General features: G+C 65.9%; 25 protein-coding genes and 2 tRNA genes. 18 read left to right on the forward strand and 9 right to left on the reverse strand.

What is annotated here, in order from left to right; all coding sequences use genetic code 11:
- Positions 1-43: 43 nt before the first annotated feature.
- Positions 44-499 (reverse strand): SRPBCC family protein, encoded by a 456-nt coding sequence (locus GA0061099_RS06725; protein ID WP_036024228.1) that lies wholly within the window; start codon positions 497-499, stop codon positions 44-46.
- A 101-nt stretch (positions 500-600) separates the two neighbouring features.
- Here GA0061099_RS06725 and GA0061099_RS06730 point away from each other — a divergent pair, with 101 nt between their 5' ends.
- Positions 601-1,695, forward strand: coding sequence for an adenylate/guanylate cyclase domain-containing protein (locus GA0061099_RS06730; RefSeq protein ID WP_036002982.1), 1,095 nt, complete (start codon positions 601-603; stop codon positions 1,693-1,695).
- Positions 1,696-1,787: 92 nt separating this feature from the next.
- Here the strand turns inward: GA0061099_RS06730 and GA0061099_RS06735 are convergent, their stop codons facing one another.
- From GA0061099_RS06735 to tsaD, 3 genes are read right to left on the reverse strand one after another with little or no spacing between them, the layout of a single operon-like run.
- Positions 1,788-2,201, reverse strand: a complete 414-nt coding sequence (locus GA0061099_RS06735) for an EVE domain-containing protein (protein ID WP_036002930.1) — start codon at positions 2,199-2,201, stop codon at positions 1,788-1,790.
- A 2-nt stretch (positions 2,202-2,203) separates the two neighbouring features.
- A complete protein-coding gene (locus GA0061099_RS06740; protein ID WP_036024227.1) occupies positions 2,204-3,184 on the reverse strand; it encodes an NAD(P)H-dependent glycerol-3-phosphate dehydrogenase in 981 nt (326 codons plus the stop codon).
- A gap of 2 nt (positions 3,185-3,186) precedes the next feature.
- Positions 3,187-4,254, reverse strand: a complete 1,068-nt coding sequence (gene tsaD / locus GA0061099_RS06745) for a tRNA (adenosine(37)-N6)-threonylcarbamoyltransferase complex transferase subunit TsaD (RefSeq protein ID WP_193375182.1) — start codon at positions 4,252-4,254, stop codon at positions 3,187-3,189.
- Between the two features lie 157 nt (positions 4,255-4,411).
- On the opposite strand from tsaD, the gene GA0061099_RS06750 reads away from it, so the two are divergent.
- The 5 genes from GA0061099_RS06750 to GA0061099_RS06770 all read left to right on the forward strand — a co-directional run bounded on the left by GA0061099_RS06750 (position 4,412) and on the right by GA0061099_RS06770 (position 8,989).
- Positions 4,412-5,158, forward strand: a complete 747-nt coding sequence (locus GA0061099_RS06750) for a uroporphyrinogen-III synthase (protein ID WP_036024223.1) — start codon at positions 4,412-4,414, stop codon at positions 5,156-5,158.
- A 64-nt stretch (positions 5,159-5,222) separates the two neighbouring features.
- Complete coding sequence (locus GA0061099_RS06755) at positions 5,223-6,443, forward strand: COG4223 family protein (RefSeq protein WP_036024221.1); 1,221 nt, start codon at positions 5,223-5,225, stop codon at positions 6,441-6,443.
- Positions 6,444-6,478: 35 nt separating this feature from the next.
- Positions 6,479-8,278, forward strand: coding sequence for a heme biosynthesis protein HemY (locus GA0061099_RS06760; RefSeq protein ID WP_036024218.1), 1,800 nt, complete (start codon positions 6,479-6,481; stop codon positions 8,276-8,278).
- Between the two features lie 99 nt (positions 8,279-8,377).
- Positions 8,378-8,453, forward strand: a tRNA-Thr gene (locus GA0061099_RS06765).
- 143 nt (positions 8,454-8,596) lie between these two features.
- Positions 8,597-8,989: a hypothetical protein gene (locus GA0061099_RS06770; protein ID WP_036024216.1), complete on the forward strand. Its 393-nt coding sequence runs from the start codon at positions 8,597-8,599 to the stop codon at positions 8,987-8,989.
- A gap of 132 nt (positions 8,990-9,121) precedes the next feature.
- On the opposite strand, the gene GA0061099_RS06775 is transcribed toward GA0061099_RS06770, so the two are convergent.
- Positions 9,122-10,177 carry a polysaccharide deacetylase family protein gene (locus tag GA0061099_RS06775; RefSeq protein ID WP_036024214.1) on the reverse strand — a complete coding sequence of 352 codons (1,056 nt, stop codon included), beginning with the start codon at positions 10,175-10,177 and terminating at the stop codon, positions 9,122-9,124.
- 252 nt (positions 10,178-10,429) lie between these two features.
- On the opposite strand from GA0061099_RS06775, the gene GA0061099_RS06780 reads away from it, so the two are divergent.
- Together GA0061099_RS06780 and GA0061099_RS06785 are read left to right on the forward strand one after the other, a co-directional pair.
- Positions 10,430-10,723, forward strand: coding sequence for a hypothetical protein (locus tag GA0061099_RS06780; RefSeq protein WP_036002906.1), 294 nt, complete (start codon positions 10,430-10,432; stop codon positions 10,721-10,723).
- Between the two features lie 153 nt (positions 10,724-10,876).
- Entirely contained in the window at positions 10,877-11,092 is a 216-nt protein-coding gene (locus GA0061099_RS06785; protein ID WP_036002903.1) for a hypothetical protein, read from the forward strand.
- 134 nt (positions 11,093-11,226) lie between these two features.
- Here GA0061099_RS06785 and GA0061099_RS06790 read toward each other — a convergent pair whose 3' ends face one another.
- Positions 11,227-12,915 (reverse strand): MFS transporter, encoded by a 1,689-nt coding sequence (locus GA0061099_RS06790; protein WP_036024258.1) that lies wholly within the window; start codon positions 12,913-12,915, stop codon positions 11,227-11,229.
- Positions 12,916-13,052: 137 nt separating this feature from the next.
- Between GA0061099_RS06790 and GA0061099_RS06795 the strand changes: the two genes are divergently transcribed.
- From GA0061099_RS06795 to GA0061099_RS06825, 7 genes are all read left to right on the forward strand, one after another.
- The gene (locus GA0061099_RS06795; RefSeq protein ID WP_036024212.1) at positions 13,053-14,414 is read left to right on the forward strand and encodes a hydrolase; all 1,362 of its coding nucleotides are present in this window, start codon (positions 13,053-13,055) and stop codon (positions 14,412-14,414) included.
- A gap of 35 nt (positions 14,415-14,449) precedes the next feature.
- Positions 14,450-15,820 (forward strand): cytochrome P450, encoded by a 1,371-nt coding sequence (locus tag GA0061099_RS06800; protein ID WP_036002897.1) that lies wholly within the window; start codon positions 14,450-14,452, stop codon positions 15,818-15,820.
- 50 nt (positions 15,821-15,870) lie between these two features.
- A complete protein-coding gene (locus GA0061099_RS06805; protein WP_036024210.1) occupies positions 15,871-17,280 on the forward strand; it encodes an adenylate/guanylate cyclase domain-containing protein in 1,410 nt (469 codons plus the stop codon).
- A 268-nt stretch (positions 17,281-17,548) separates the two neighbouring features.
- Positions 17,549-18,070: a tellurite resistance TerB family protein gene (locus GA0061099_RS06810; RefSeq protein ID WP_036002890.1), complete on the forward strand. Its 522-nt coding sequence runs from the start codon at positions 17,549-17,551 to the stop codon at positions 18,068-18,070.
- A gap of 188 nt (positions 18,071-18,258) precedes the next feature.
- Positions 18,259-19,038 (forward strand): SDR family NAD(P)-dependent oxidoreductase, encoded by a 780-nt coding sequence (locus tag GA0061099_RS06815; RefSeq protein WP_036024209.1) that lies wholly within the window; start codon positions 18,259-18,261, stop codon positions 19,036-19,038.
- Positions 19,039-19,254: 216 nt separating this feature from the next.
- On the forward strand, positions 19,255-20,049 hold the full coding sequence (locus GA0061099_RS06820) for a glutamine amidotransferase (RefSeq protein WP_036024207.1): 795 nt from the start codon (positions 19,255-19,257) through the stop codon (positions 20,047-20,049).
- A 124-nt stretch (positions 20,050-20,173) separates the two neighbouring features.
- A complete protein-coding gene (locus GA0061099_RS06825) occupies positions 20,174-20,986 on the forward strand; it encodes an enoyl-CoA hydratase (RefSeq protein ID WP_036024205.1) in 813 nt (270 codons plus the stop codon).
- 107 nt (positions 20,987-21,093) lie between these two features.
- On the opposite strand, the gene GA0061099_RS06830 is transcribed toward GA0061099_RS06825, so the two are convergent.
- Positions 21,094-21,169, reverse strand: a tRNA-Ala gene (locus GA0061099_RS06830).
- Positions 21,170-21,373: 204 nt separating this feature from the next.
- Between GA0061099_RS06830 and GA0061099_RS06835 the strand changes: the two genes are divergently transcribed.
- Genes GA0061099_RS06835 through folD form a run of 3 tightly spaced genes read left to right on the forward strand, consistent with a single transcriptional unit; the run spans position 21,374 to position 22,940 of the window.
- Positions 21,374-21,664 (forward strand): YggT family protein, encoded by a 291-nt coding sequence (locus GA0061099_RS06835; RefSeq protein WP_036002872.1) that lies wholly within the window; start codon positions 21,374-21,376, stop codon positions 21,662-21,664.
- Positions 21,665-21,679: 15 nt separating this feature from the next.
- Positions 21,680-22,045, forward strand: a complete 366-nt coding sequence (locus GA0061099_RS06840; RefSeq protein ID WP_050995912.1) for a DUF167 domain-containing protein — start codon at positions 21,680-21,682, stop codon at positions 22,043-22,045.
- A gap of 10 nt (positions 22,046-22,055) precedes the next feature.
- Entirely contained in the window at positions 22,056-22,940 is an 885-nt protein-coding gene (gene folD, locus GA0061099_RS06845; RefSeq protein WP_036024203.1) for a bifunctional methylenetetrahydrofolate dehydrogenase/methenyltetrahydrofolate cyclohydrolase FolD, read from the forward strand.
- 104 nt (positions 22,941-23,044) lie between these two features.
- Here the strand turns inward: folD and ppa are convergent, their stop codons facing one another.
- Both ppa and GA0061099_RS06855 read right to left on the reverse strand, forming a co-directional pair.
- Positions 23,045-23,581, reverse strand: a complete 537-nt coding sequence (gene ppa, locus GA0061099_RS06850; RefSeq protein WP_036002867.1) for an inorganic diphosphatase — start codon at positions 23,579-23,581, stop codon at positions 23,045-23,047.
- 179 nt (positions 23,582-23,760) lie between these two features.
- Positions 23,761-24,270 (reverse strand): GNAT family N-acetyltransferase, encoded by a 510-nt coding sequence (locus GA0061099_RS06855; RefSeq protein WP_024338772.1) that lies wholly within the window; start codon positions 24,268-24,270, stop codon positions 23,761-23,763.
- Between the last annotated feature and the right edge of the window lie 5 nt (positions 24,271-24,275).

The raw sequence follows: 24,275 nt of genomic DNA on the forward strand, positions 1-24,275 counted from the left end.
GGTGGGCACGGCGCGAAGAGCGCCTTTGCCCAACCTACGAGAGCTACTTATTATCTGACACACCTATGTCAGGACCGGGATCGCCGCCTGCGGCTGCGATCGTGAGCCGCTTAAGGTAGTGCGCCCAACCCGTTGCATGAGCGGCCGCCTGCGCTTCGTTCGGCAGGCCGCTATGGGTCATGCGCAGCAGCGTGCCGCCGTCCTGCTCGATCAGGTCGATCTCGATCAGGCTCGAGCCGGGCGGCACTTCCTGACCGCCCTCCCACCCGAACGTATAGGCCAGACGATGCACCGGCACGACCTCGCGGAACGCGCCGCGGGCGGCGGCGCCGTCCGGGCTGACGCCCTTGAGCAGGTAGAGCCCGCCGGGATAAGGCTCCGTGGTTGCGTCGGAGCCCATCCAGCTCAGGATCTTTTCGGGGTCGGTGAGGTAGGCGAAGACAGTGGCGCGCGGGGCCGCGATCTGGGTCTCGCGTCGCACTATGAAGGGTTCGGGCATCGGCAATCATCCCTGGTCTGACGATGGGACATGGCGGCGGCCCTGCGCTCGGTCAAGGATTGCCCGTGGCAAAGACGGCCCTGTTTCGCCATGATCGCCTCATGCAGCTCTCCCCGACCCTAGCCTGGCTCCTCGACGCGGCCTCGGATTGTCGCGGGGCCGACCACCTGCTCGCGGAGCTCGGCGCGCATCTGGCCGCCGATGGCGTGCCGCTCGCGGCAGGCGCCCTGACGCTGGAGGTGCCGCATCCGCTGATCGCGAAGCGGACCTGGCTGTGGCGTGCCGACAGCGGCCAGGTGATCGAAGCGCTCGGCTTCGCGCCGGGCGGCCTCGCGCCCGATCCACCCGACGACGCCGGCCGCCGTTGGCTGCGCGATATCGCCGGCGGCGATGTGCATGAAGATGTCGCCGGACGGCCCGATGGCCCGCTGCTCGGCTGGATCGGGCCGCGTCCGTTCACGGCGGATGAGATCGAGCAATTGCGTCAGGCCGCGCGTTTCGCCGCAACGCCGCTGGCCGTGCTCGCCGCGCGCGCCACCTTGCGGGCAACGCTCGATGCATACCTTGGCACGCGCAGCGCGGAGCGGGTACTGGCGGCGCCTCTGCGCCGCGATCTCGGCGAGACCATCCAGGCCGCACTGCTCTATGCGGATTTGCGCAATTTCACGACCCTGTCGGAGACGACACCGCCGGCCGATGTCATTGCGGCGCTCGATGCCTGGTTCGATCGCATCGCCGGCGCGGTTCACGCCTTCGGCGGCGAGGTGCTGAAATTCATCGGCGACGGCGTGCTCGCGATCTTTCCGGTGCTCGAGGCGTCCCCGCGCCGCGCCTGTGACGCTGCTTTGCGCGCGGCAAGCGCAGCCGAAGCCGGGATGGCGTACCTCAACAAGGAGCGCCGCGCGCAAGGGCTGCCGCCTTTGTCGTTTGGCGCCGCGCTCCATCTCGGCGAGATGCTCTGGGGCAATATCGGCGCCGCGAACCGGCTCGACTTCACCGCGATCGGCCCCGCCGTCAACCTCGCCAGCCGTCTGGAGGGATTGTGCAAGCCGCTGGGCCGGACGGTGCTGGTGTCGGGCGCGCTCGCCGCCGAGACAGAGATGCCGCTGGTTGCGCTTGGGACGCATGAGCTGCGCGGCATTGCCGCGCCGTGCGAGGTGTTTGCGCTGGAGGAGTCGCAAGCCCGGATATCGTAGCCCGGATGGAGCGAACCGTAATCCGGGATCGGGCTTCAATCGAGACTTTCCCGGATTGCGCTGCGCTCCATCCGGGCTACGAAACGACGTAACTACATCCCGCCCATCTTGCAGACGAGCTTCCACTCCTCTGCCGTCACCGGCTGCACGGAGAGGCGCGAATATTTCACCAGCGCCATATCCGCGAGCTTCTTCTCCGCCTTGATCGCGGCCATCGTCACCGGCGTCTTCAGGGGCTTGTCGGCCTTGATGTCGACGCAGACGAATTTGCCGGTCTTGTCGGTTGGATCGGGATAGGCCTCCTTGATGATCTCGGCGATGCCGACGATCTCCTTGCCCTCGTTGGAATGATAGAAGAACGCCTTGTCGCCCTTCTTCATGCTCACGAGATTCTGACGGGCGGTGAAATTGCGCACGCCGGTCCAGGCCTCGCCCTTGGCGCCCTTCGCAACCTGCTGGTCCCAGGACCACACCGACGGTTCGGATTTCACGAGCCAGTACGCCATGCTTATTCCTCTGCCTTGAAGGGGCGCGTCATCAGCGCCGAGATCGCGGCATCGATCGTGCTTTTGCCGCTCAGGATCGATGCGACCGCCTCAGATACCGGCAACTCGATGTTTTGCGAAGCGGCGAGCTCGATCAGCACGGGGGCGGTGAACTCGCCCTCGGCGAGCTTGCCGGCGGGAGGCTGCTCGCCGCGGCCGAGCGCGAGGCCGAGCGCGAAGTTGCGCGATTGCGGGCTCGAGCAGGTCAGAATGAGATCACCGAGGCCCGACAGGCCGGTGAGCGTCTCGCTGCGTGCGCCGAGCGCACGGCCGAGGCGCGTCAGCTCGGCAAAGCCGCGGGTCGTGAGCGCCGCCTGCGCGGAGGCGCCAAGCTCGCGCCCGACCGCAATGCCGACCGCGATCGCCAGCACATTCTTGGCGGCGCCACCGATCTCGACGCCGCGAATGTCGGTGGAGTGATAGGGGCGGAATGTCCGCGAGCCCAGCGCCTGCACCAGGCTGCTGGCGAGCGCCTCATCGCTTGCCGCCAGGGTCACTGCCGTCGGCAGGCCGCGTGCGACGTCGTTGGCAAAGCTCGGCCCCGACAGGATCGCCGGCTGCGCGTGCGGCGCGGCCTCGGCGATCACGTCGGTCATGAACTTATGGGTGCCGTGCTCGATACCCTTGGCGCAGGCGACGATCGGCACCGCCTTCGTGATGTGCGAGGCCAGCATGTTGACCGCACCGCGCAAATGTTGCGCCGGCGTCGCAATCAGCAGCATGTCGGCACGCGCGGCGAGCGCCAGATCGCTCGTCACGACGAGCTCAGGCACGATCCGAATCCCGGGCAGCCGCGGATTGTCGCGCGTCGATGCGATCCGCGCGGCGTGCTCGGCATTGCGTGCCCACAGCGTCACGTTTCGCCCTGCTCGCGCCGCCACCGTCGCCAGCGCCGTACCCCAGGCGCCCGCGCCGATCACTGCGACGGATTGGAACGCGGTCATCCCTAGAATCCCGCCCGAGTCTTGCCGTAGCCCGCGGGCGCCGTCGCGTTGGCATCGAGCAGCCAGCGTGCGCGCGGCTGCGCGTCCATCGTGTCGGTCAGGCCAAGCGCCAGGCGCTCGGCGCCGGCCCAGGCGATCATGGCGCCGTTGTCGGTGCACAGCGCGGGCGGTGGCATGATCAGCTGCGTCCCGGCCTGCTTCGCGACATCGTCAAGCGCGCCGCGGATCGCCTGATTGGCGGCAACGCCGCCGGCGGCGACCAGCGCGCGCGGTGCGCCGAACTGCTCGCGGAAAAGCTTCAGGCCGACGCTCAGCCGGTCGGCCGTTGAATCGAGCACGGCGGCCTGGAAGCTCGCGCAGAGATCGCTGATGTCCTGCGGCATGAGCTCGGCCAGCCGGCTCGCTTCGGTGCGCACCGCCGTCTTCAGTCCCGACAGCGAGAAATTGGCATCGGGGCGCCCCTGCATCGGCCGGGGAAACGCAAAGCGCGTGGCATCGCCACCTGCCGCCGCGCGCTCGACCTGCGGGCCGCCGGGATAGGGCAGGCCCAGCATCTTCGCGACCTTGTCGAAGGCCTCGCCGATGGCGTCGTCAACCGTGGTGCCGAGCCGCACATACTGGCCGACACCGGTGACTGCGACGATCTGGGTATGGCCGCCGGAGGCGAGGAACAGGCAATAGGGAAATTCGATGCCGTCGGTGAGACGCGGCGTCAGCGCATGCGCTTCGAGATGATTCACCGCGACCAGCGGCGTGTCGTGCACCATCGCGATCGCCTTCGCGGTGGTGAGTCCGACGATGACGCCGCCGATCAGCCCGGGCCCCGCGGCCGCCGCGACGCCGTCGAGCTGAGCATAATCGATGCCGGCCTCGTTCATGGCGCGGTCGATGATCCCATCGAGCACGTCGACATGCGCGCGCGCGGCGATCTCCGGCACCACGCCGCCGAAGCGGGCATGCTCCTCGATCTGCGACCGCACGATGTTGGACAGGATCTTGCCCTTGCCGTCGGCCGCGCGTTCGATCACGGCCGCGGCGGTCTCGTCGCAGGTGGTTTCGATGCCCAGCACCAGCATTGGCGAATTGTTATCCAATTTGCGCCCTTGCGCTCATCCATAAAGCAGAGTTCTGGTACGTCCGGTAGCATCCCGGGGTCGGCTTGCGCAATCGTCACGCGCAGCCGTTCTGGTCAATGCGTCACCGCCAAATGGTCCGGGAACAGCAGCGATGTCCATTCTTGTCACACGGCCGCATCCCGACAATGCGGCGACGGCGGACAATCTGCGCACGCGCGGGCATGCGGTACTGCTTGCGCCGGCGCTCAAGCTCGAGCCGGTCGCCTTCCAAGGCGAGAGCGAAGTTTCTTATGATGCCGTTCTCGTCACCTCGGCCAACGCGATTCGCGCCATAGCGCCGCAATTGCCGGATCTCGGTCTGCTGGAGCTGCCATTGTTCGCGGTCGGCGAACATACGGCTGCAGCGGCGCGAGAGGCTGGTTTTGCCGAGGTGATCGTCGCCGGGGGCGACGCCGCGTCCTTGCGCGACAAGGTGATGCAGAGCGCGTGCGACAAGGTGTTGAAGAAAAACAGCACGCTGCTGTATCTCGCCGGCGCGGATCTGTCGCGCGACCTCGGCGGCGAACTCGGGGCGGAAGGTTTCCGCGTGGTGACGCAGACGACCTACCGCATGGCGCCGGTGAAGCATCTGCCGCGCGAGGTGTGCGAGGGCTTTGCCGCCCACGGGATCGAGGCGGTGCTGCACTACTCCCGGCGCAGCGCACGTGCGTTCCTCGATGCGGCGCGGGACGAAGGTGTCGAAATTTCGGCGCTGGCGATCCCGCATTGCTGCCTGTCCGAGACCGTTGCGGGCGTGCTGCGCGATGCCGGCGCGTCACAGGTTCTGGTGGCCGCAACGCCGGACGAAACTGCCTTATTCGACACCTTGGAGCGTGCGTTGCGGACCCGTTTGGCGTAAAGGTCGGGCCGAATCCGACGCAATCTAATCCATCCCTGGTATGGAAGTGTGAGGAACCGTCACGATGGCCGACGACAAGCCTGAAGACGCTGGATTGGCGCCCGATCCGGGTCGTGCCAAGCGCACCCCGCCCACCATCGACCTCGAGGCGACGGAAGTCTCGACCCAGCCGCAGCAGGTCGCGGGCGAGTCCGAGGCATCCGAGCATGTCGCGCAGGAGCAGGCCAGGGTGGAAGAGCCCGGCTCGGAACAGGTCAAGGCCGAGCCTCAGTCCGAATCTGCAGAGCAGCAGGCCTCCGCGGCGGTGCCTGTATCGGCGCCGATTTCGCCCTGGGTCATCGCGCCGTTCTCCGGCGTTGCCGCGGCTGCGGTCGTGATCGCAGTCGGCTGGATGCTGGGCTGGCCCGCGGTGCAGGCCCCGCCGGCCGCGCCGCAGGTCACCAGTGCGACCGTCGATGCGCTGAGCGGACGCGTTGCCGCGGTCGAAGCCAGGGCCGCGAGGCCGGCGGCCGATCCGGCCCAAGTCGCGCGGATCGACGCGTTGGAGAAAGCGGCGAGCGCACTGCGCGGCGACATCGCCAATTTGCGCGCACAGTTCGATAAGACGGCGAGCGCACTGAACGACGCGAAATCCGCGTCGCCGAGTGCCGCGCCCGATCTTGCCGCGCTCATCGACCGCATCGCTCAGCTCGAGCGCGCCAGCAAGACCGAGCGGGCCGAGCTTGCGCAGCAGGGCGAGAAGATCGCCGAGGCCAAGACGATGGACGACAAGCCGCTCCGCTATGTGGTGGCGGCGTCCCTGCTCGACGTTGCCGTTCGCCACGGCGATCCCTATCAATCGCAATTGGCCGCGGCGCGGTCGCTGGCGACCAAGCCCGACATGCTCAAACCGCTCGAGGCGTTTGCATCGTCCGGTATCCCGACATCGGCGGCGCTGAGCCGCGAGCTCCTCAATATCGTGCCGAAGCTGTCGCCGCCGGCTGAAGCTCCGTCGAGCGAAGCCGGCATTGTCGAGCGGCTCCAGGCGGGTGCGTCAAAGCTCGTGCGGATCGAGCGCACCGATGGCGTCGGCAACGATCGCGGCGCCATCGTGACGCGCGTCACGGCGGCGGCGCTCCGCAGCGATTTCGCCGAAGCGCGGCGCGAGCTGAAGACGCTGCCCGAGGCTGATCGTGCTCCGGCGCAGGCCTGGCTCGACAAAGCCGACGCCCGCGACGCCGCGCTCGCCGCGTCCCGCAAATTCGCCGACGATGCCATGGCGGATCTCGCCAAATCTACTCAATAAGATTCGCGCAACAATCGGCGCGTATAGGGATCGCCATGCTTCGCATCGTCCTCTTTCTCGTCTTGATCGCACTGGCGGCGGCCGGCGCGGCCTGGGTCGCCGACCAGTCCGGCGACCTCGTCCTGACCGCGGGCACCTTCCGCATCTCGACGACGCTGCCGAGGTTCGTGTTCTTGCTCGGCCTTTTCGCCGCTTCCGTCGTGCTGGTCTGGAGCATCCTGACGACGATCTGGCGCATGCCAGGGCGCTTGCGCCGCCGCCGTCATGACAAGCGTCATGCCCGCGGCCGTCATGCCATCACCCATGGTCTGCTCGCGATCGGCCACGGCGATTCCGCGCTCGCGCGCCGGCACGCCGAGGCGGCGCGGCGGCATGCACCGAACGATCCGCTCGCACTGCTTTTGCACGCGCAGTCGGCGCAGCTCGAAGGCAATCGCGACGAGGCGCAACGCGTCTTCCGCGCCATGGCCGAACGCGAGGACACGCGGCTGCTCGGCCTGCGCGGTCTCTTCATCGAGGCGCAGCGCGCCGATGATGCGGTCGGCGCCGTGATGATCGCGGAGGAAGCGATCAAGCTGTCGCCGTCCGCGACCTGGGCCTCGCACGCGGTGCTCGGCTTCCGCTGCGCGCGCGGCGACTGGAGCGGCGCGCTCGCGATCCTCGATTCGAATCTGTCCGCGGGCCTGATCGACAAGCAGACCTATCGCCGGCAGCGCGGTGTGCTGCTCGCCGCGCGTGCGCTGGAGCTGGAAACGATGGACCGCGACGTCGCGCGCGAGAGCGTGCTGGAGGCGGTCAAGCTCGCGCCGACCCTGGTGCCGGCGGCCGTGCTCGCGGCAAAATTCGAGAGCGAGGCGCATCAGGTGCGCCGCGCCATGAAGCTGGTGGAAGCCGCCTGGCTCTCCAATCCGCATCCCGATCTCGCGGACGCATATGCGCATGTGAAGCTCGGCGATTCCGCATGGCACCGCTTGCAGCGGGTAGAAACTCTCGCCGCGAAGACCCCCGCCGACAAGCCCGGTTATGTCGAAGGGCAGCTCGCGATCGCGCGTGCTGCGATCGAGGCCTCCGAGTTCGCCCGCGCGCGCGAGGTGCTCGCGCCTTATCTCAAGGATCCGACCCAGCGCGTCGCGCTGCTGATGGCCGAGATCGAGCGCACAGAGCATGGTGACGGCGGCCGCGCCCGCGCCTGGACCTTGCGCGCGGTGCGCGCCCGGCTCGATCCCGCCTGGACCGCGGACGGCTATGTCAGCGACCGCTGGCGTCCGGTCTCCCCGGTCACCGGCCGCCTCGATGCGTTCCAGTGGCAGGCGCCGGTCGCGAGCCTGCCCTCGGACAAGGGCCCCACGCTCGAATCCTCGGCCTTCGAGGAAGCCATGCTGGCCGCTCCGCCGCCGAAGCGGGTGACCGCCGCTCCCAGCGAAGCCGCGGTGGAACCGCCGGAGGTGGCCCCGCTGCCGGCACCGGCCGCGCAGGACAATTCACCCCCTCAGCCCAAGGACGCCGCGAAGGAGGCTACCAAGGAAGTGGCCAAGGAGACTGGGGAGCAAACTGCGAAGGTCGACGAGCCGGTCGTCACGCCCGCCGAGCCGGCGAATCCGGCTCCGGCGCCCGCCGAATCATCGCCGCCGGCGCCGACGCCGGTCTTCCGGACCCGGGCCGACCTCAGCAAGCCCGCATCGGCGCCGACCCAGACCGTCATCCCGATCGTCCGCGCACCGGACGATCCCGGGATCGACGACGACGGCCCAAGCGACGAATTTACGGAACAAATCGGCACGCCCAAAGCCCAGGCGGGCGGCTGGCGCGGATTCTGGTCCCGCTGGGGCGCGTGAGCGGTATTTCGCCTCCCGCTTGTCCTTGCCAATTCGGGCCATGCCCGATATCAGGGGCGCGCGTATCGGGGCCGGCATTGCTTTGGTCCCGGCAGGTTCGCCGCAATAGCTCAGTCGGTAGAGCACGTCATTCGTAATGACGGGGTCGGGGGTTCGAATCCCTCTTGCGGCACCAGCGCCCCGGTTCATCCGACCCCAAGCGCTCCGATGACCAGGCATCAGCCTGCATCAGGGCTCGCTCGGCTGCGTGATCGCGATCACATAATCGCAGACATGGCTCCCCTAACGTCCTGTCACGCCAACACGGGGAGACTTCACATGCGCAAGATCATTCTGATTGCCGCCATGCTGCTGGCTTCGGCCTCCGCCCAGGCAGGCGGCTCCCGCGGTCTGTCGCTGGCGGCGGCAGGCGAACAGACCTCCACTCCGCAAACCACGACATCGGCGAGCACCGTGACGGCGCAGGTGAGCGAAGCCGCGCCGGCCACCGAGGTTCAGAAATATCATGATCGTCCGCCGGCGGTGTCGCTCTCCGCGCCGACAGTGGCGACCACTCCGACCGTCACCACACCGGCGACGGCCTCCGCGCCGGTCACGACGCCCAAGCCCGCCGCCAAGACCACGGCAAAGGCGGACAAGCCGAAGCCCAAGCGCAGCTGGACCGAGCGCCGCATCATCAGCGAGCTGCATCGCCACGGCATCTATTGGTGAGGCGCCGACCTGTACCCTGATCTCGCCGTCATGCCCGGGCTTGACCCGGGCATCCACGTCGTCGCGCCTGATCCTAAAACGTGGATGGCCGGGACAAGCCCGGCCATGACGCAAGAGTTTTGGATTTGGCGCTTATTGCGAGATCGTTTGCACGACGCTCGCGATCGGACGGGAGTTCGTGCCTGCGGTCGGCACCTTCATGTCCTTCATCAGCGCCTCGTCATATTCCGGCAGCGTCTGGAGGCTCGTCTTGGCCTTCATCTGCACGACCCTGTAACCGCCGGCCTTCAGCCGCGCGAGCAGCGTCGGCAGGGCGAGGCCCGTGTTCTTCTGGAAGTCGTGCATCAGGATGATGCCCTTGCCGAGCTTGTCCAGCCTCGTCATCACGGTCTCGACGATCTTCTCCGGCGTCGCGCCCTTCCTGAAGTCGAAGGAGTCGATTTCGGTCGAGAACATCGCGACGTTGCGGGTGCCGAAATAGCTCACCATCGCGGGATTGTGCTGAAGCTGCGGAAAGCGGAAGAACGGCGCCGGGTTGGTGCCGAGCGCGAATTTCACTGCGCTGAAGCCCTTCTCAACCTCGTCCTTGACCTGCTGCTCGGTCAACTTCTTGCTGTTCAGATTGACATGCGACCAGGTGTGCGTGCCCACCGTGTGGCCCTGGGCCAGCACCTGCTTCAGGATCTCCGGATGGTAGGTCGCGTGCTTGCCGACCGAGAAGAACAGGCCCTTGGTGCATTCGTCCGCGAGCGCCTTCAGCACCGTGGGCGTGTTGACCGGCCACGGACCGTCGTCGAAGGTCAGCACGACCTCCTTCTCGGTCAGGAAGTCGAACTGCTTGAAATGCTCGAAGCCGAAGCCGGGGCCGCCCGTCGTGTCGATCTCGACGACGCGGGACACACCCAGCGCGTTCGGATTGGCGCAGGCCTGCTTCGGCTGCATCGGCATGAGCGGCGCTGGCGCAGGTGCCGGCGCGGCTGCGGCCGGCTTGGCCGCGACGGCCGCGGTGGTCTCGACGTCGTCCTTGGCGGCGAGCTTCGCCTGTGCCGGCAATGGGTCGGCGGCACGGGCGGCAACTGTCTTGGGAGCGCCCTGGTCGGCGCGCGCGGAATAATAAAACCAACCGCCGGCGGCGATCACGACCGCCGCAACTACACTGGCCAGCATCAGGCCCAACGCATTACGCATCGTTACTCTTTCCAATTACGCAACCAAACCGGCGGAATTTCCCGCGCGACGAGCCATTAATGCGAAGTAAGAGTTAACGTGACACCAACACGACAGCGGTTGCGAAGGAATTTCAGTGGGCTGCGTCTGAGTGACTGAGATCACAGAGGACGGGTCTCCCGTGAGCGTCATCACAGTGGAAACGGTTTTGCCGGAGCATCGTAGCTCCCATCGACAACGGGCCCGCTGTGGCGGCGCCAACGGGAGCTTCAAATGACCAAGTCGTTTACCGGCAAGATCCGCGACGCCAGCCTGGCCCTGGGCTTTGCCGCGATCGTCTCCATCGCTTCGACGGGCGCGAGCTTCGCCTTCTCGGCCGAGGCGCAGCAGATGTGCACGGGCGATGCCTTCCGTCTTTGCTCGGCGGAGATCCCCAATATCCCGAAGATCACCGCGTGCATGATCAAGCATCGCTCGGACCTCAGCGCCGGATGCCGCGCGGTGATGGACAAGACCCTCGCCAAGGGCGCCTCGCGCAAGGTCGCTGACGCTCAGGACACACAGTAACCAAGACGCTGCAGCTCCCCTCGTCATGTCCCCTGGCATGAAGCCGGGGTGATGGCGGCGGCGCGCTGCAGCTAGTCAACAAAGCCGTTGCAGGTGCGGGATCGTCGCACTAGCTTCGCCCGCACGTCTTTCCGGGTAAGAGGCAATTGCGCGATGACCAGACTGCTTTTCGTTATTTCCTTGCTCCTGTGCGCATCGAGCGCCTCCGCGCAACAGCAGCCCGGCCATGATGCCTGCGCGCGCGACGTCACGCGCTTCTGCCGTCCCGTAATGGACAATGGCGACGGTGCCGTGCTGGCCTGCCTGAAGCAGAACCGCACCAAGCTGAGCAAGGCCTGCGACAAGGTGCTGACCCAGCACGGGCAGTGATCGTCATTCCGGGGCGCGCGAAGCGCGAACTATGGTGCGCAACTGCGCACCTGAGAATCCATCGCGCGACCAACTCCTGCGATAAATGGATTCCGGGTTCGCACCTTACGGCGCGCCCCGGAATGACGAGAGGCCTACGTACTGCTTCCCGCCGCGGTCGCGACCACCGGCAGCACCTCGCTGTTGGCGCGGTCCGGCGTGTCGTCCTTCCAGCGCACCGAACCGAAGGGGCGCTCCAGCATGCGGCGGATTCGCACCGGCTCGGGACCGATGTGGAAATCGATCGCCTGCTGATGCAGCGCGCGTTCGGACTGGGTCGCACGGTTGCGCTGACGCAAATAGTCGAGCCAGGTCGGGCAGTGATAGCGCTCGGTCCACAGCTCGGGGTCGGCGATGTCGCGCGCGATCGACCAGCCATAGGCGCCGTTGCGCTGGCGGGAGAGCTGCACGTCCTGCATCACATTGTGGAACGCGCGCGCATTCTCTTGCGCAACCCGATATTCGATCTCGACCACGAGGGGCCCGCTGCGCCCTGTCAGCGACAGCCTCACCTCGGGATCGGCCAGCATGTCCGCATCCTCGTTGCGGGCGCCGACACGCGGCATCGTGAGCCAGATGCCGAGCAGCGGCGAGATCAGCATCAGGCCGGCCGAGGTCAGCAATGCGATCTCGACGCCGGCATAGTCGGTGAGATGGCCCCAGCCCCAGGCGCCGATCGCGATGCCCCCGGCGATCGCGGCCTGGAAGGCTGCGAGCGAGCGACCGGCGACCCAGCGCGGGGCCGAGAGCTGCACGCCGATATTGAACAGCGCGATCGCCGCCATCCAGACTGCGCCGCCTAGCACCAGCGCGGCCGCCGTCAGCACCGGCTCCGTGCTCAAAGCGAGGGCGGCCATGGTGAAGGCCATCGTGATGGTGCAGGCGCGGATCGCGGCCTCGCCGCTCATGCGCTTGCGCAATTCGTGGATGTTGAGCGCGCCGATCACCGCGCCCATGCCGAAGGCGCCGAGCATGATGCCATACATCTGCGCGCCGCCATGCAGGAGGTCGCGCGCGACCAGCGGCATCAGCGCCATCACCGCGCCGCCGATCAGGCCCATCACCAGCGTGCGCAACAGCACGATCTTGATCGGCGGCGAATTGGTGATGTAGCGCACGCCCGAGACCATGGCGCGGTTGAGCTTTTCCCGCGGCAGGCGCGACGGCTCGGTGCTGCGGCGCCAGAGCAGCAGCACCACCAGCAGCGGCAGATAGAGGATCGCGTTGCAGGCAAACGCGGCCACCGCCCCAAGCGCAGCGACGATGACGCCGCCGACCGCGGGGCCGAAGCTGCGTGCGATGTTGTAGCTGATGCCGTTCAGCGCCACCGCGGACGCCAATGCCTCGGGCGGCACTTGTTCGCTGACCGAGGACTGCCAGGCCGGACCGAACAGCGCATTGCCGCTGCCGACGATGAAGCAGAAGGCGAGCAGCAATTCCGGAGTGATCAGGTTGAAGCCGGCCAGCACGGTGAGCACGCTCGCGCCGATCAGCGCGATCGACAGCGAAATCACACTGACGATGCGGCGGTCATACATGTCGGCGATGGCGCCGGCCGGCATCGAGATCAGCATGATCGGCAGCATGAGCGCGGTCTGCACCAGGGCCACCTTGTCTGCCGAGGCCGCCATCTGCGTCATCGCCCAGGCCGCACCCACGCCCTGGATTAGGAGGCCGAGATTGGAGAGCAGGCTGGCGAGCCAGATCCGCCGGAACACGGTGTACCGCAGGGGCGCAGTGATGCCGTCGGCGGCCAATTTCGGGCGGTTCGGCTGCTCGGTCATATCCCCTTCCATGTCGGATGGCAGAAGTGGTCGTGGTGATTCCGGCCAATTCAGTGATGCCCGCGAAAGTCCTTCGCTGTCCAGTGCTTAGGCCGGTATAAGCAGTGCAAAGAGCTAGGTTTGCCGGGGAGGAACAGATGAAGCTGTCGCGACGGACGATCTTGCAAGGGGCTGCGAGCGTGCCTTTCGCACTTGCGAGCTTGCGGACGGGCGCGCTGGCGCAGACCGCGCCCGCCACGGAGCTGCCGCCGATTCTGTTCGTCCACGGCAATGGCGATTACGGCGCGCTCTGGATGACGACGCTTTGGCGGATGGAGTCCAACGGTATCGCGCGCGATCGCATGATGGCGATCAATTTCACCGACCCGCTGGCGCGCAACGACGACAAGGTCGAGCAGGCGGGTCGCTCCTCGACCGAGGATCAGCGCCTCGAGCTCGCTGCCGCCATCACCGAGCTGAAGCGCCGCACCGGCGCAGCCCGCGTGGCGCTGGTCGGCAGCTCGCGCGGCGGCTACGCGATCCGTAACGTCATCAAGAACGGCGGCGCCGGTGATGTCAGCCATGCGGTGCTGTGCGGTACGCCCAATCACGGTGTGTTCGCGACCGACGACCAGCCCAACAACGAATTCAACGGCCGCGGCACGTTCCTGCGCAGCTTGAACGAAGGCGAGAGCGAGGTGACGCCGGGCGTTGCCTTCCTCACGCTGCGCAGCGATGGCATGGACAAATTTGCGCAGAGCGACGGCCGATTCATCGGCAAGCCCGGCACGCCGACCAATGTCACCGCCCAAGGGCCGGAGCTGAAGGGCGCCACCAATATGGTGCTTGGCGCGCTCGACCATCGCGAGGTGGCGTTTCACCCGCGCGCGTTCCGCGAGATTTACAAGTTCATCGCGGGGCGCGAACCTGCGCGCATCGCGATCGTGCCGGAGACCAGCGTGAGATTGAGCGGCCTCGTCACGGGTACGCCCGGCGGCGTGCCGACCAATCGTCCGGTCGCGGGTGCAATCGTCGATGTCTTCCGTGTCGATCCTGATACCGGGGAGCGCAAAGACGGTGCGCTGTACAGCTCGACAACAGGCTCAGATGGCCGTTGGGGGCCGGCGCAGGTCGATCCCGCCTGGTCGCTCGAATTCGTGCTGACCTCGCCGGATGCGCCGACGACGCACATCTACCGCTCGCCCTTCCCGCGCTCGTCCGAGGTTGTGCATCTGCGGCCCGCGCGGCCGCTCGGGCCGGCCGACAAGGCCGCCGGCGCCGTCGTGATCATGTCGCGCCCGCGCGGCTATTTCGGCCTGCCGCGCGACGTGGTGCTGCTCGACGGCAAGGAGCCGGCCGACGTCAAGCCGGGCGTGCCCACGGATGCGGCAGCCACCCTGCGGCTTCCCGCCACCGAGGTTGGCCGTAACATCGTGGCCCAATTCGGCGAAGAACGGATTGTGGCACGCGCCTGGGCTGCGTCCGAGAACCGGATTGCCATCGCCGAGCTGACTTACTAGCTATTTACCTGCGTCCCACCTTGCGGGAGAGAGCCATGAATATCGCCAGCGTGCGTCGGCCCATCACCCCTCCGGCTCCTCCGCGAGCGCCCGACGATATGTCGTTCTTCGGCCGGCTCGCGGTCATCAGGCAGAATATGATCGCGACCTGGGGTCAACGCGCCTACGAGGAAGAGGTCATTTCTGGCCGCTTCTTCTTCCGCAATAGCTTCATCCTGAACCAGCCGGACGCGATCCGGCACGTGCTGCTCAGCAATTACGAGAACTACACGCGCACGCCGGCCGGCATCCGCATGCTGCGCCCCGTTCTCGGCGACGGCCTTCTGATTGCGGAAGGTCATTCCTGGACGTTTCAGCGCCGCACGCTCGCCCCGGCCTTCACGCCGCGCGCGACCGCAAACCTCGTTCCGCACATGACGGCCGTGCTCGACGAAACCATCGCCAAGCTGGACGCGCAAACCGGTGAGCCGGTCGACCTGCGCGCGATCATGCAGCGCATGACGCTTGAGATCGCCGGTCGCACGATGTTCTCGTTCGGCATGGACCAGCACGGCGCAACCCTGCGCAACTTCATCATGGAATATGCCGCGCGGTTGGGGCGTCCGTACTTCCTCGACATGGTGCTGCCGGTGTCCTGGCCGAGCCCGATGGATTTTGCCCGCGCCCGTTTCCGCAAGCGCTGGACCGAGTTCGTGGCCATGCTGATCGCCGAGCGGCGTAAGGCGGGCAAGAAGGACGGTGCGCCGCCGCGCGATTTGTTCGATCTCATGGACGAGGCACGCGATCCCGAGACGGGCCAGGGCTTCTCCGACGAGCAGCTGGTCGACGAGGTCGCGACCATGATCCTCGCCGGTCATGAGACCACGGCGACGGCGCTGTTCTGGGCGCTCTACCTGCTCGCGCTCGATCCCGATACGCAGGAGGAGGTGGCGTCCGAGACCCGCGGCGAGCATCTCGACAGCATGGCCGACATCGATCGCCAGAAATTCACCCGCGCGGTGATCGACGAAACCATGCGGCTCTATCCGCCGGCCTTCCTGGTCGCGCGTGCCGCGCGCGATAGGGACAATGCGGCGGGCGTCGAGATCGGCAAGGGCGACATCATCATGATCGCGCCCTGGCTCTTGCACCGGCACGAGAAGCTGTGGGATCAGCCGAACGCATTCATTCCAAAGCGCTTCATGTCGCAGGAGGCGCCGGACCGTTTTGCTTACCTGCCATTCGGTGCAGGTCCGCGCGTCTGCATCGGCGCACCGTTTGCCCAAGCCGAATCCGTGCTGGCGCTGGCGCGGCTGATCGGAGCGTACCGAATCGAGCTTGCCGACCCCGCGACCCCCGTAATTCCGCTCGGCGTCGTCACCACCCAGCCGGACCATTCACCCCTGTTCCGCATCACGCGTCGGTGACAGGCTCGCGTCTGGCCGCTGGCGTGATCCAGCCTACATAGAGTTTCGCCATGAGCGACATCCAGGCCCAGTTCTCCGTTCTGAAGCAGACCGCCGATTCCGTTGTGGTGGAGGCCATCGCGCAGCTGATCGCCAACGGTCATGATCGCGATCTCAACCGGATCAATGCGCTGGATTTTGCCGACCGGACCGGGCTCGACCAGGAGAAGGTCATTTCCGGCTTCCTGCACGCCTCGCGGCTCGGCCTGTTCGACATGAGCTGGAACGTGCTGTGTCCCGGCTGCGGAGGCGTGCTGGGCGCGCACGCCACACTGAAGTCGTTGAAGCACGACGACTACAATTGCGCGCTTTGCGCCGCCGGATACGAGGCCTCCGTCGACGAGATGGTCGAAGTGGCCTTCACCGTCAGCCCGCGGGTCCGCCGCATCGGTGCTCATGATCCCGACACGTTGCCGATCTGGGAGTATGTGCGGCAGATGTTCTGGAGCTCAGGCGTCGACATCAACGACGAATCCTTTTCCCGCCTGATCAACCAGGTAACGCTCGAAGCCCTCGAATTGCCCGCCGGCGAGAAGGCGATCCTCTCACTCAATCTGCCGAGCCAGTTCATCATCGTGTTCGAGCCGGTCACCCATTCCGCCCATTTCCTGGACGTTCAGGGTGAGCCGACCAGCGAGCGTCAGCAGCTGTCGATCATGTTCAACAAGCTGGAGGCGCCGACGGGGACCACCGTGATGCGCCCCGGACCGTTGCGTCTCATGCTCGAGAACCAATCGGACAGTCGCGTATTGCCCTCGGTCTGGATTGCCGACCACGCGTTGCACGAGATGATCGGCAAGCGCAAGCCGATCCTGACCGCCAAGCGCATGCTGTCCAACCAGACGTTCCGCGACGTCTTCAAGGCCGACAACCTCAATGTCGACCAGCGACTGAAGATCACGTCCCTGACGTTCCTGTTCACCGACCTGAAGGGTTCGACGGCGCTGTATGAGCGGGTCGGCGACCTCAATGCTTTCGATCTCGTGCGAGCGCATTTTCGCGCGCTGCTGGAGATCATCGCCGCCGAGAAGGGTGCGGTCGTGAAGACGATCGGCGATGCCGTGATGGCGACCTTCGTCAGGCCCGAGCACGCGATCACCGCGGGACTGCGCATGCGCGCCGCGATGGACGAATTGAACAAGCAGCGCGGCGCCAACGACCTCATTCTCAAGATCGGGATCCACGAAGGCCCCTGCCTCGCAGTCATGCTCAACGAGCGGCAGGATTATTTCGGCCAGACCGTCAACATCGCCGCCCGCGTGCAGAGCCTGTCGACCGCGCAGGAGATCCACATCACCGGCCCGGTGCTGGACGCTCCCGCAGTCGCCGAGGTGCTCAAGCAGCGCGCCATCAAGCCGATCCAGAAGCAGGCCGCGCTCCGTGGCATCGCCGACAAGATGGTGGTGTACGAGATACCGTGAGCTTGTGGGCTGCGCCGCAGTCTCTAGCTCCGTGGGAAACAAAAGCGCTTTACATCCTTCACCGTCATGCCCGGGCATGAATGTCCTTCCTCGCGGTGACGCTTTGATGGCCGGGTCAAGCCCGGCCATCACGGCAGAAAGCGCGCCCAGATTGCCGAAACGTAATACGCGCGCGGAACTGACGCACGTTGCGCCGGTTGAGTTTCCTGCTCATATAATGCTGGTAACGGCCGCGCTCCTTGCGGCGTCATCAATCTCGGTAGGACCTATGCTCGACGGCTTGCGCCAATTCATCGCCGACATTGTCGGTCCCCAGGCCCAGGACCGCGCATTTGGCGACAGCGATTACCGGCTGGCCGCGACCGCGCTGCTGGTCCATGTGGTCTCGCTGGACGGCCAGCCGAGCGCGGCCGAGCAGCGCAAGCTGCACAGCCTGATCGAAAGCCATTTCGGGCTCGACCGCGGCACCGCTGACCGTCTCATCGCCGACGCCACCCAGGTCGAAGGCGAGGCCGTCGACCTCTATCACTTCACCAGCGTCATCATGCGCTCGCTCGACGAAGCGGGTCGCAAGCGGATCGTGCAGATGATGTGGGAGCTGGTCTATGCCGACGGAGAGGTCAGCGAGTTCGAGGACAATGTGGTCTGGCGCGCGTCCGACCTGCTCGGCATCTCCCAGCGTGACCGGATCGAGCTGAAGCACGCCATTGCGGAGCGTGCCGGTGGCCAGGTCAAGGATCGCGCCGTCGGACCGGTCCCTGGCGGATTGCCTGGCCTGCGAGCCACATGACGAAACTTTAATATAAGCCCGGCGGTCCCCCGCTTCTGCTGATTCGACTGCAAATACCGGTCTTTCCTGCTTCCACTGTCGCTCTCACAAGCAGCCATGCTGCCAGTGCCGCTTGCCTGGCGCGCACGGCTTATGCTCTCGTTCTGGTATTGCCGGGACCACAGACTTCAATTCAAGAGACTTCGATCGTGACTGAGCGGGTAACGTTGATCACCGGTGCCTCGGCGGGCATCGGGATGGAGCTGGCGCGTGTGTTTGCCGCCAATGGACATCGCCTCGCATTGACGGCGAGACGGGTGGATCGGCTCGAAGCGCTCGCGAACGAGATCGCCGCCAAGGGTGGCAAGAAGCCGATCGTGATCGCCTGCAACCTCGAGGATCCGCATGCCGGCGAGAGGATCGCCGCGGCACTTGCCGCCGAATGTGTCGAGCTCGATCATCTCGTCAACAACGCCGGCTTCGGCGTATTCGGCGATGCCATCGAGCGCGATCGCGTCGCGCAGCTCGGCATCGTCGATGTCAACGTCCGGGCCCTGACGGATCTGTCGCTGCGCTTCGCCGATCAGCTCATCCGGAACAAGGGCGGTCTTCTCAATGTCGGCTCGGTTGCAGGCTTCCTGCCCGGCCCCGGCATGGCCGTGTACTACGCATCCAAGGCCTATGTGATTTCCTTCACCGAAGCATTGCGGGCGGAGCTCGCTCCCCGCGGCGTCCGTGTCACCGTGCTTTGCCCGGGCCCGGTCCCCACGGAATTCCAGGCCCGCGCCGGCGTCGGCTCGCAACATGATACGGCCTTTCTCAACGTCTCAGCTGCCGAGGTTGCGCGGGAGGCGTATCGCGCTCTGATGGCCAACAAACGGGCAGTGCTGCCCGGCCTCGGCAACAAGATTGTGCCGTTCGCGCTGCGCTTCTTCCCACGCGGCTTCATCCTGGCGGCCACTAGCCGGTTCCAGCGGCAGAGGCACTAAAACGCGATGAATCGTCATCGCGCTTTAGCTCTTTGTTTGAGCATGATCTTTTCGGAAAACCGCTTCACACTTTTCCGGATCATGCTGACAACGCCGCCCGCGTCCGTAGTGGCCCGGAGCTTGCTTCCAGACGTGCGCGTGTGTGCGCAAACTCACACGATGTTAACCATCGCTTAGCTATGCTGGCGGTCTGAACCGATAGCACTCGCAGAGGCCATGTCGTTCCGGACGGACAGGTTTGGTGGCGCAGAGGTGGTCGCCTTCCCACAGAGGGCGGCGAGCGTCGCCGCCGCTGAAACCCGGCTGCCGGTTCTGATCGTCCTGCATCAGGAATGCTCGACACCTGGCCGCGTCGGCAATGCGTTGCGCGCGCTCGGCCACCGCCTCGACATCCGCCGTCCTCGCTTCGGCGATCCCCTGCCCGAGACGCTCGATCAGCATGCCGGGGCCGTGATCTTCGGCGGGCCGATGAGCGCCAATGATTCCGACGACTACATTCGCCGCGAGATCGACTGGATCGAAATTCCGCTCCGCGAGCAGCGCCCATTGCTCGGCATCTGCCTGGGGGCGCAGATGCTGGCGATGCAGCTCGGGGCCCGTGTCGCGCCGCATGCGCAGGCGCTGACGCAGATCGGGTACTACCCGATCAGGCCGACCGCCGCCGGCCGCGCGCTCTGCCCGCACTGGCCGGCGCAGGTCTATCACTGGCATCGCGAGGGCTTTGAGCTGCCTGAAGGCGCCGACTTGCTCGCCGAAGGCGATGATTTCCCGGTGCAGGCGTTCCGCACGGGCAATGCTTTCGGCGTGCAGTTCCACCCCGATGTGACCTATGCGATGATGTGCCGCTGGACCACGCGCGGTTACGACGGCTTCAGCGCGCCCGGTGCACGGCAGCGGCATCATCATTTCGCGGATCGCGCCGTCTACGATGTCGCCGAACGCGCCTGGCTCGATCATTTCCTCGACGGCTGGCTGGAGCGCCGGCCGATGCTGGCGCAAGCCGCCGAGTGATCGCGGCTTCGCGCAAGTCCTTGGCGCAGGTCCTTGGCGCAAGTCCTTCTCCCGTCCCTGGATATGCTAGGCTCGCTTCTAACGAGCGCTTGCGAACGCGTGCCGGCAAACAAGGGAGAGCGTCATGGCCTACGAACACATTCTCTATGAGGTGAGCGACAAGATCGCGACCATCACGCTCAACCGCCCCGATCGCATGAATGCATGGACGCCGATCATGGAGCGCGACGTGCGCCACGCCATGGAGGCATCAAGCGCCGACGACAATGTCCGCGTCATCGTCCTCACCGGCGCGGGCCGCGCCTTCTGCGCCGGCGCCGACATGGATGCGCTGAAGGGCCTCGATCCCAACGACGTCAGGCGCGCCTCGAACCTGCCGCCGTTCGACATGAATCGCCGGCCAGACTGGCAGACGCGGTACGGCTATTATCCTTCGATCAAGAAGCCTGTGATCGCCATGCTGAACGGCGCGACGGCAGGCATTGGACTGGTGCATGCACTCTATTGCGACCTTCGCTTTGCCGCCGACAACACCGTGTTCACCACCGCATTCGCGCGGCGCGGCCTGATCGCCGAGCACGGCATCAGCTGGATGCTGCCGCGCATCGTCGGCCACGCCAATGCGCTGGATCTGCTGCTCTCGGCGCGGCGCGTGTCGAGCGAGGAGGCACTGCGGATCGGGCTGGTCAACCGGCTCTGTCCGCCGGAGAAGCTGCGTGAAGAGACGTATACTTACGCGCGCGATCTCGCCGATTTCGTCTCGCCGAGCGCGATGGCCGTGATCAAGCGCCAGCTCTACGAGGTGCCGTTCCAGACGCTGGCCGAGGCGACGATCGAGGCCAACAGGGAGATGATGGTGGCGCTGAACGGGAGTGATTTCAGGGAGGGCGTGGCGAGCTTCATGGAGAAGCGGCCGCCAAGGTTTACGGGGAGGTAGGGGGAGAGAGATTCCGAGAGAGCCCGGCTTCGCCCGTCGGGCTACGCCGCGGCAGCCTTCGCTACGAAAAGGCTTGCCGAGCCGAAGCTGGCGAAGCCAGCGAAGGCTGGTGGAGCCAGGCGGGATCGAACCGCCGACCTCGTCATTGCGAACGACGCGCTCTCCCAGCTGAGCTATGGCCCCTTTGCTGGCCGCTCTGGTGAACGCGGCCGACAACCGGGCGCCATTTAAGTCCCCGCCAAGGTCAAGTCAAGGACGGGCGTAACCCGGTTTTAGCTCTCCGGGTGCCGACTTCCCTTGTTTGGGCCTGACGGAACCGATATCTAGCAAACGGGGCGTCAATCCCGACCGAGCCAGAGTTTTCAAAAGCCAGAGGCCTCATAAGCCATGCGTGCCGTTCTCGACATCGTCATCATCGTGCTCGACCTCTACGTCTGGCTGCTGATCGCCTCCGCGATCCTGTCCTGGCTGATCGCCTTCAACGTGGTGAACACCCGTAACCAGTTCGTGTCGGCGGTGGCGGAGTTCCTCTACCGGATCACCGAGCCTCTGCTGGCGCCGATTCGCAATTTCCTGCCCAGCCTCGGCGGTCTCGACATCTCGCCGATCATCCTGATCCTGATCATCATGTTCATCGAGCGGGTGATCCTGTACTACATCTACCCGAACGTGGTCTAAGCGGGCGGGAGCGCCTTGGTTGCCAACAAGGAGCCTTGTTGTCAGGAGCCTTGCCCTAAGGACCCTTGGCGCTACTCGGCCGGAGGAATCAGCATCGCGCTGCGGGTGACGCCGCGCGGCGGCCGCGACGACATCGACGGGATCGAGCAGCTTTCGGATGGCCGCAGCGTGCTCAAGGTGCGGGTGCGCGCCATTGCCGATGGCGGCGAGGCCAACAAGGCCGTGCTGGCGCTGCTGGCGAAATCGCTCGGCGTGCCCAAGAGCAATGTAAAGCTGCTATCCGGAGCCACGTCGCGGCTGAAGCAGATCGCGGTCGACGGCGATCCGGCGCGTCTCGGCGAAACCCTGCGCCAGCTCACATCGGCCAAACCGACAGATTGAGAGAACGGACATGACCGCTGATATCATCGATGGAAAAGTCATTGCGGCGGAACTCCGTGGCCGCGTCGCCGAGGAGGTCGCCCGCGTAAAGCGCGAGCACAATCTGGTGCCGGGCCTTGCAGTGGTCCTGGTCGGCAACGACCCCGCCAGCGAAGTCTATGTCCGTTCAAAACACACCCAGACCCAGGCCGCGGGCATGGCCTCGTTCGAGCACAAGCTGCCGGCCGACGTCTCCCAGGCAGATCTGCTGGCGCTGGTCGCAAAGCTCAACCGGGATCCCGCCGTGCACGGCATTCTCGTGCAATTACCGTTGCCGAAGGGGCTAAACACCGAAGCGGTCATCAACGCCATGGACCCCGCCAAGGATGTCGACGGGCTGCATCCGAACAATGCCGGCCGGCTCGCCGGCGGCTTCGAGGCGCTGTCGCCCTGCACGCCGCTCGGCTGCATCATCCTGACCAAAAGCGTGCACGCCTCGCTCGAAGGCATGAACGCCATCGTCATCGGCCGCTCCAACCTGGTCGGCCGCCCGCTCGTGCAATTGCTGCTGAACGAGAACGCCACGGTGACGATCGCGCATTCGCGCTCGCGCGACCTGCCTGGCCTCGTGAAGAAAGCGGACCTCGTCTATGCAGCAGTGGGCAAACCAGAAATGGTGCGCGGCGACTGGCTGAAGCCGGGTGCGACCGTGATCGATGTGGGCATCAATCGCATCCCGAAGGAGGACGGCAAGACGCGCCTCGTCGGCGATGTCGCCTATCAGGAAGCGCTTGCCGTTGCCGGCGCGATCACGCCGGTGCCGGGCGGTGTCGGCCAGATGACGGTGGCGTGCCTGTTGGTGAACACGCTCCGCGCGGCCTGCGCGATCGCCGGCCTGCCGAAGCCGGCGGTGTAGTTGAGCGTCATTCCGAGGCGGCTCGCAGAGCCAAACCCGGAATCTCGCGCCCCGACCTCTGGATTCCGGGTTCGCTCTGACGCGCCCCGGAATGACCGTGCGGATCAGCCCTTCTTCTTCTTCTCGCGCTCGATGCCTTCTTGGATCAGCTGGTGCGCTTCCTCCGGGCCGCCCCAGCGCAGGATCTTCACCCACTTGCCCTTTTCGAGATCCTTGTAGTGCTCGAAGAAGTGCTGGATCTGCTGCAGCGTGATGTCGGGCAAATCGGAATACGACTTCACCTTGTCGTAGCGCTGCGTCAGCTTGGACGACGGCACCGCCAGGATCTTCTCGTCGCCGCCGGCTTCGTCCTCCATGAACAGCACCCCAACCGGACGCACGCTCATGACGGCGCCGGGGATGATGGCGCGGGTGTTGATGATCAGCACGTCGCAGGGGTCACCGTCATCCGACAGCGTATGCGGGATGAAGCCGTAATTGCCGGGGTAACGCATCGGCGTGTAGAGGAAGCGGTCGACCACCAGCGTGCCGGCCTCCTTGTCCATCTCGTACTTGATCGGTTCGCCGCCCACGGGGACCTCGATGATGACATTGACGTCGTGGGGGACGTTCTTTCCGATCGAGACCGCATCGATACGCATTCAAGGCTCCGTTGTTGCCGAGGATAAATCGCGCCCGGCAGCGATTTTGGCGCTGTCATACGCGGGCTTGGCCCGCTGATCCATCGCGTTTTTGTGAAATAATGAATCCGGCGATCACCGGCGCAAGCGGCCTGCGGTATCGACGGATGGGAACGCTGCCCGGCTAGGGTTTCAGCAGCTCAATTGGTCCAAGCGAAGGCAACCTTGTCGAGCGCCTTCGGTCCGAAACGCTCCGACGAGCGCGCCACCATGCGACCACCCAGGGCGCGGTAGAACTCGGTAGCGGGATCGTTGTCCGAGAGCGCCCACACCACCATGCTCTTCAGCCCGCTCTGCATCAGGTCGCGGCGGGCGGCGGCAAACAGGCGGCGGCCGAAGCCGAGGCCCTGAAACTCGGGCCGCAGATAAAGCTCGTAGATCTCGCCGTCGAAATGCAGGCTGCGGGCCCGGTTGCGGCCGTAATTGGCATAGCCGGCGATCTTGTCACCGAACACCAGCACGCTGACACGGCTGCCCTTGCGGATCGCGCTGTCCCACCACTGCGGACCGCGGCGGTTGATCAGCTTCTCCAGCTCGGCGCCGGGAATGATGCCCTGATAGGCCGAACGCCAGGCTTCGTCATGGGTCGACGCCACCGCAGTTGCATCTGCGGCTTTGGCCGGCCGGACCTCGATCAGGGTTGTGCTCATGGACG

It is taken from the genome of Bradyrhizobium yuanmingense, from assembly GCF_900094575.1.
Taxonomy (GTDB): Bacteria; Pseudomonadota; Alphaproteobacteria; order Rhizobiales; family Xanthobacteraceae; genus Bradyrhizobium; species Bradyrhizobium yuanmingense.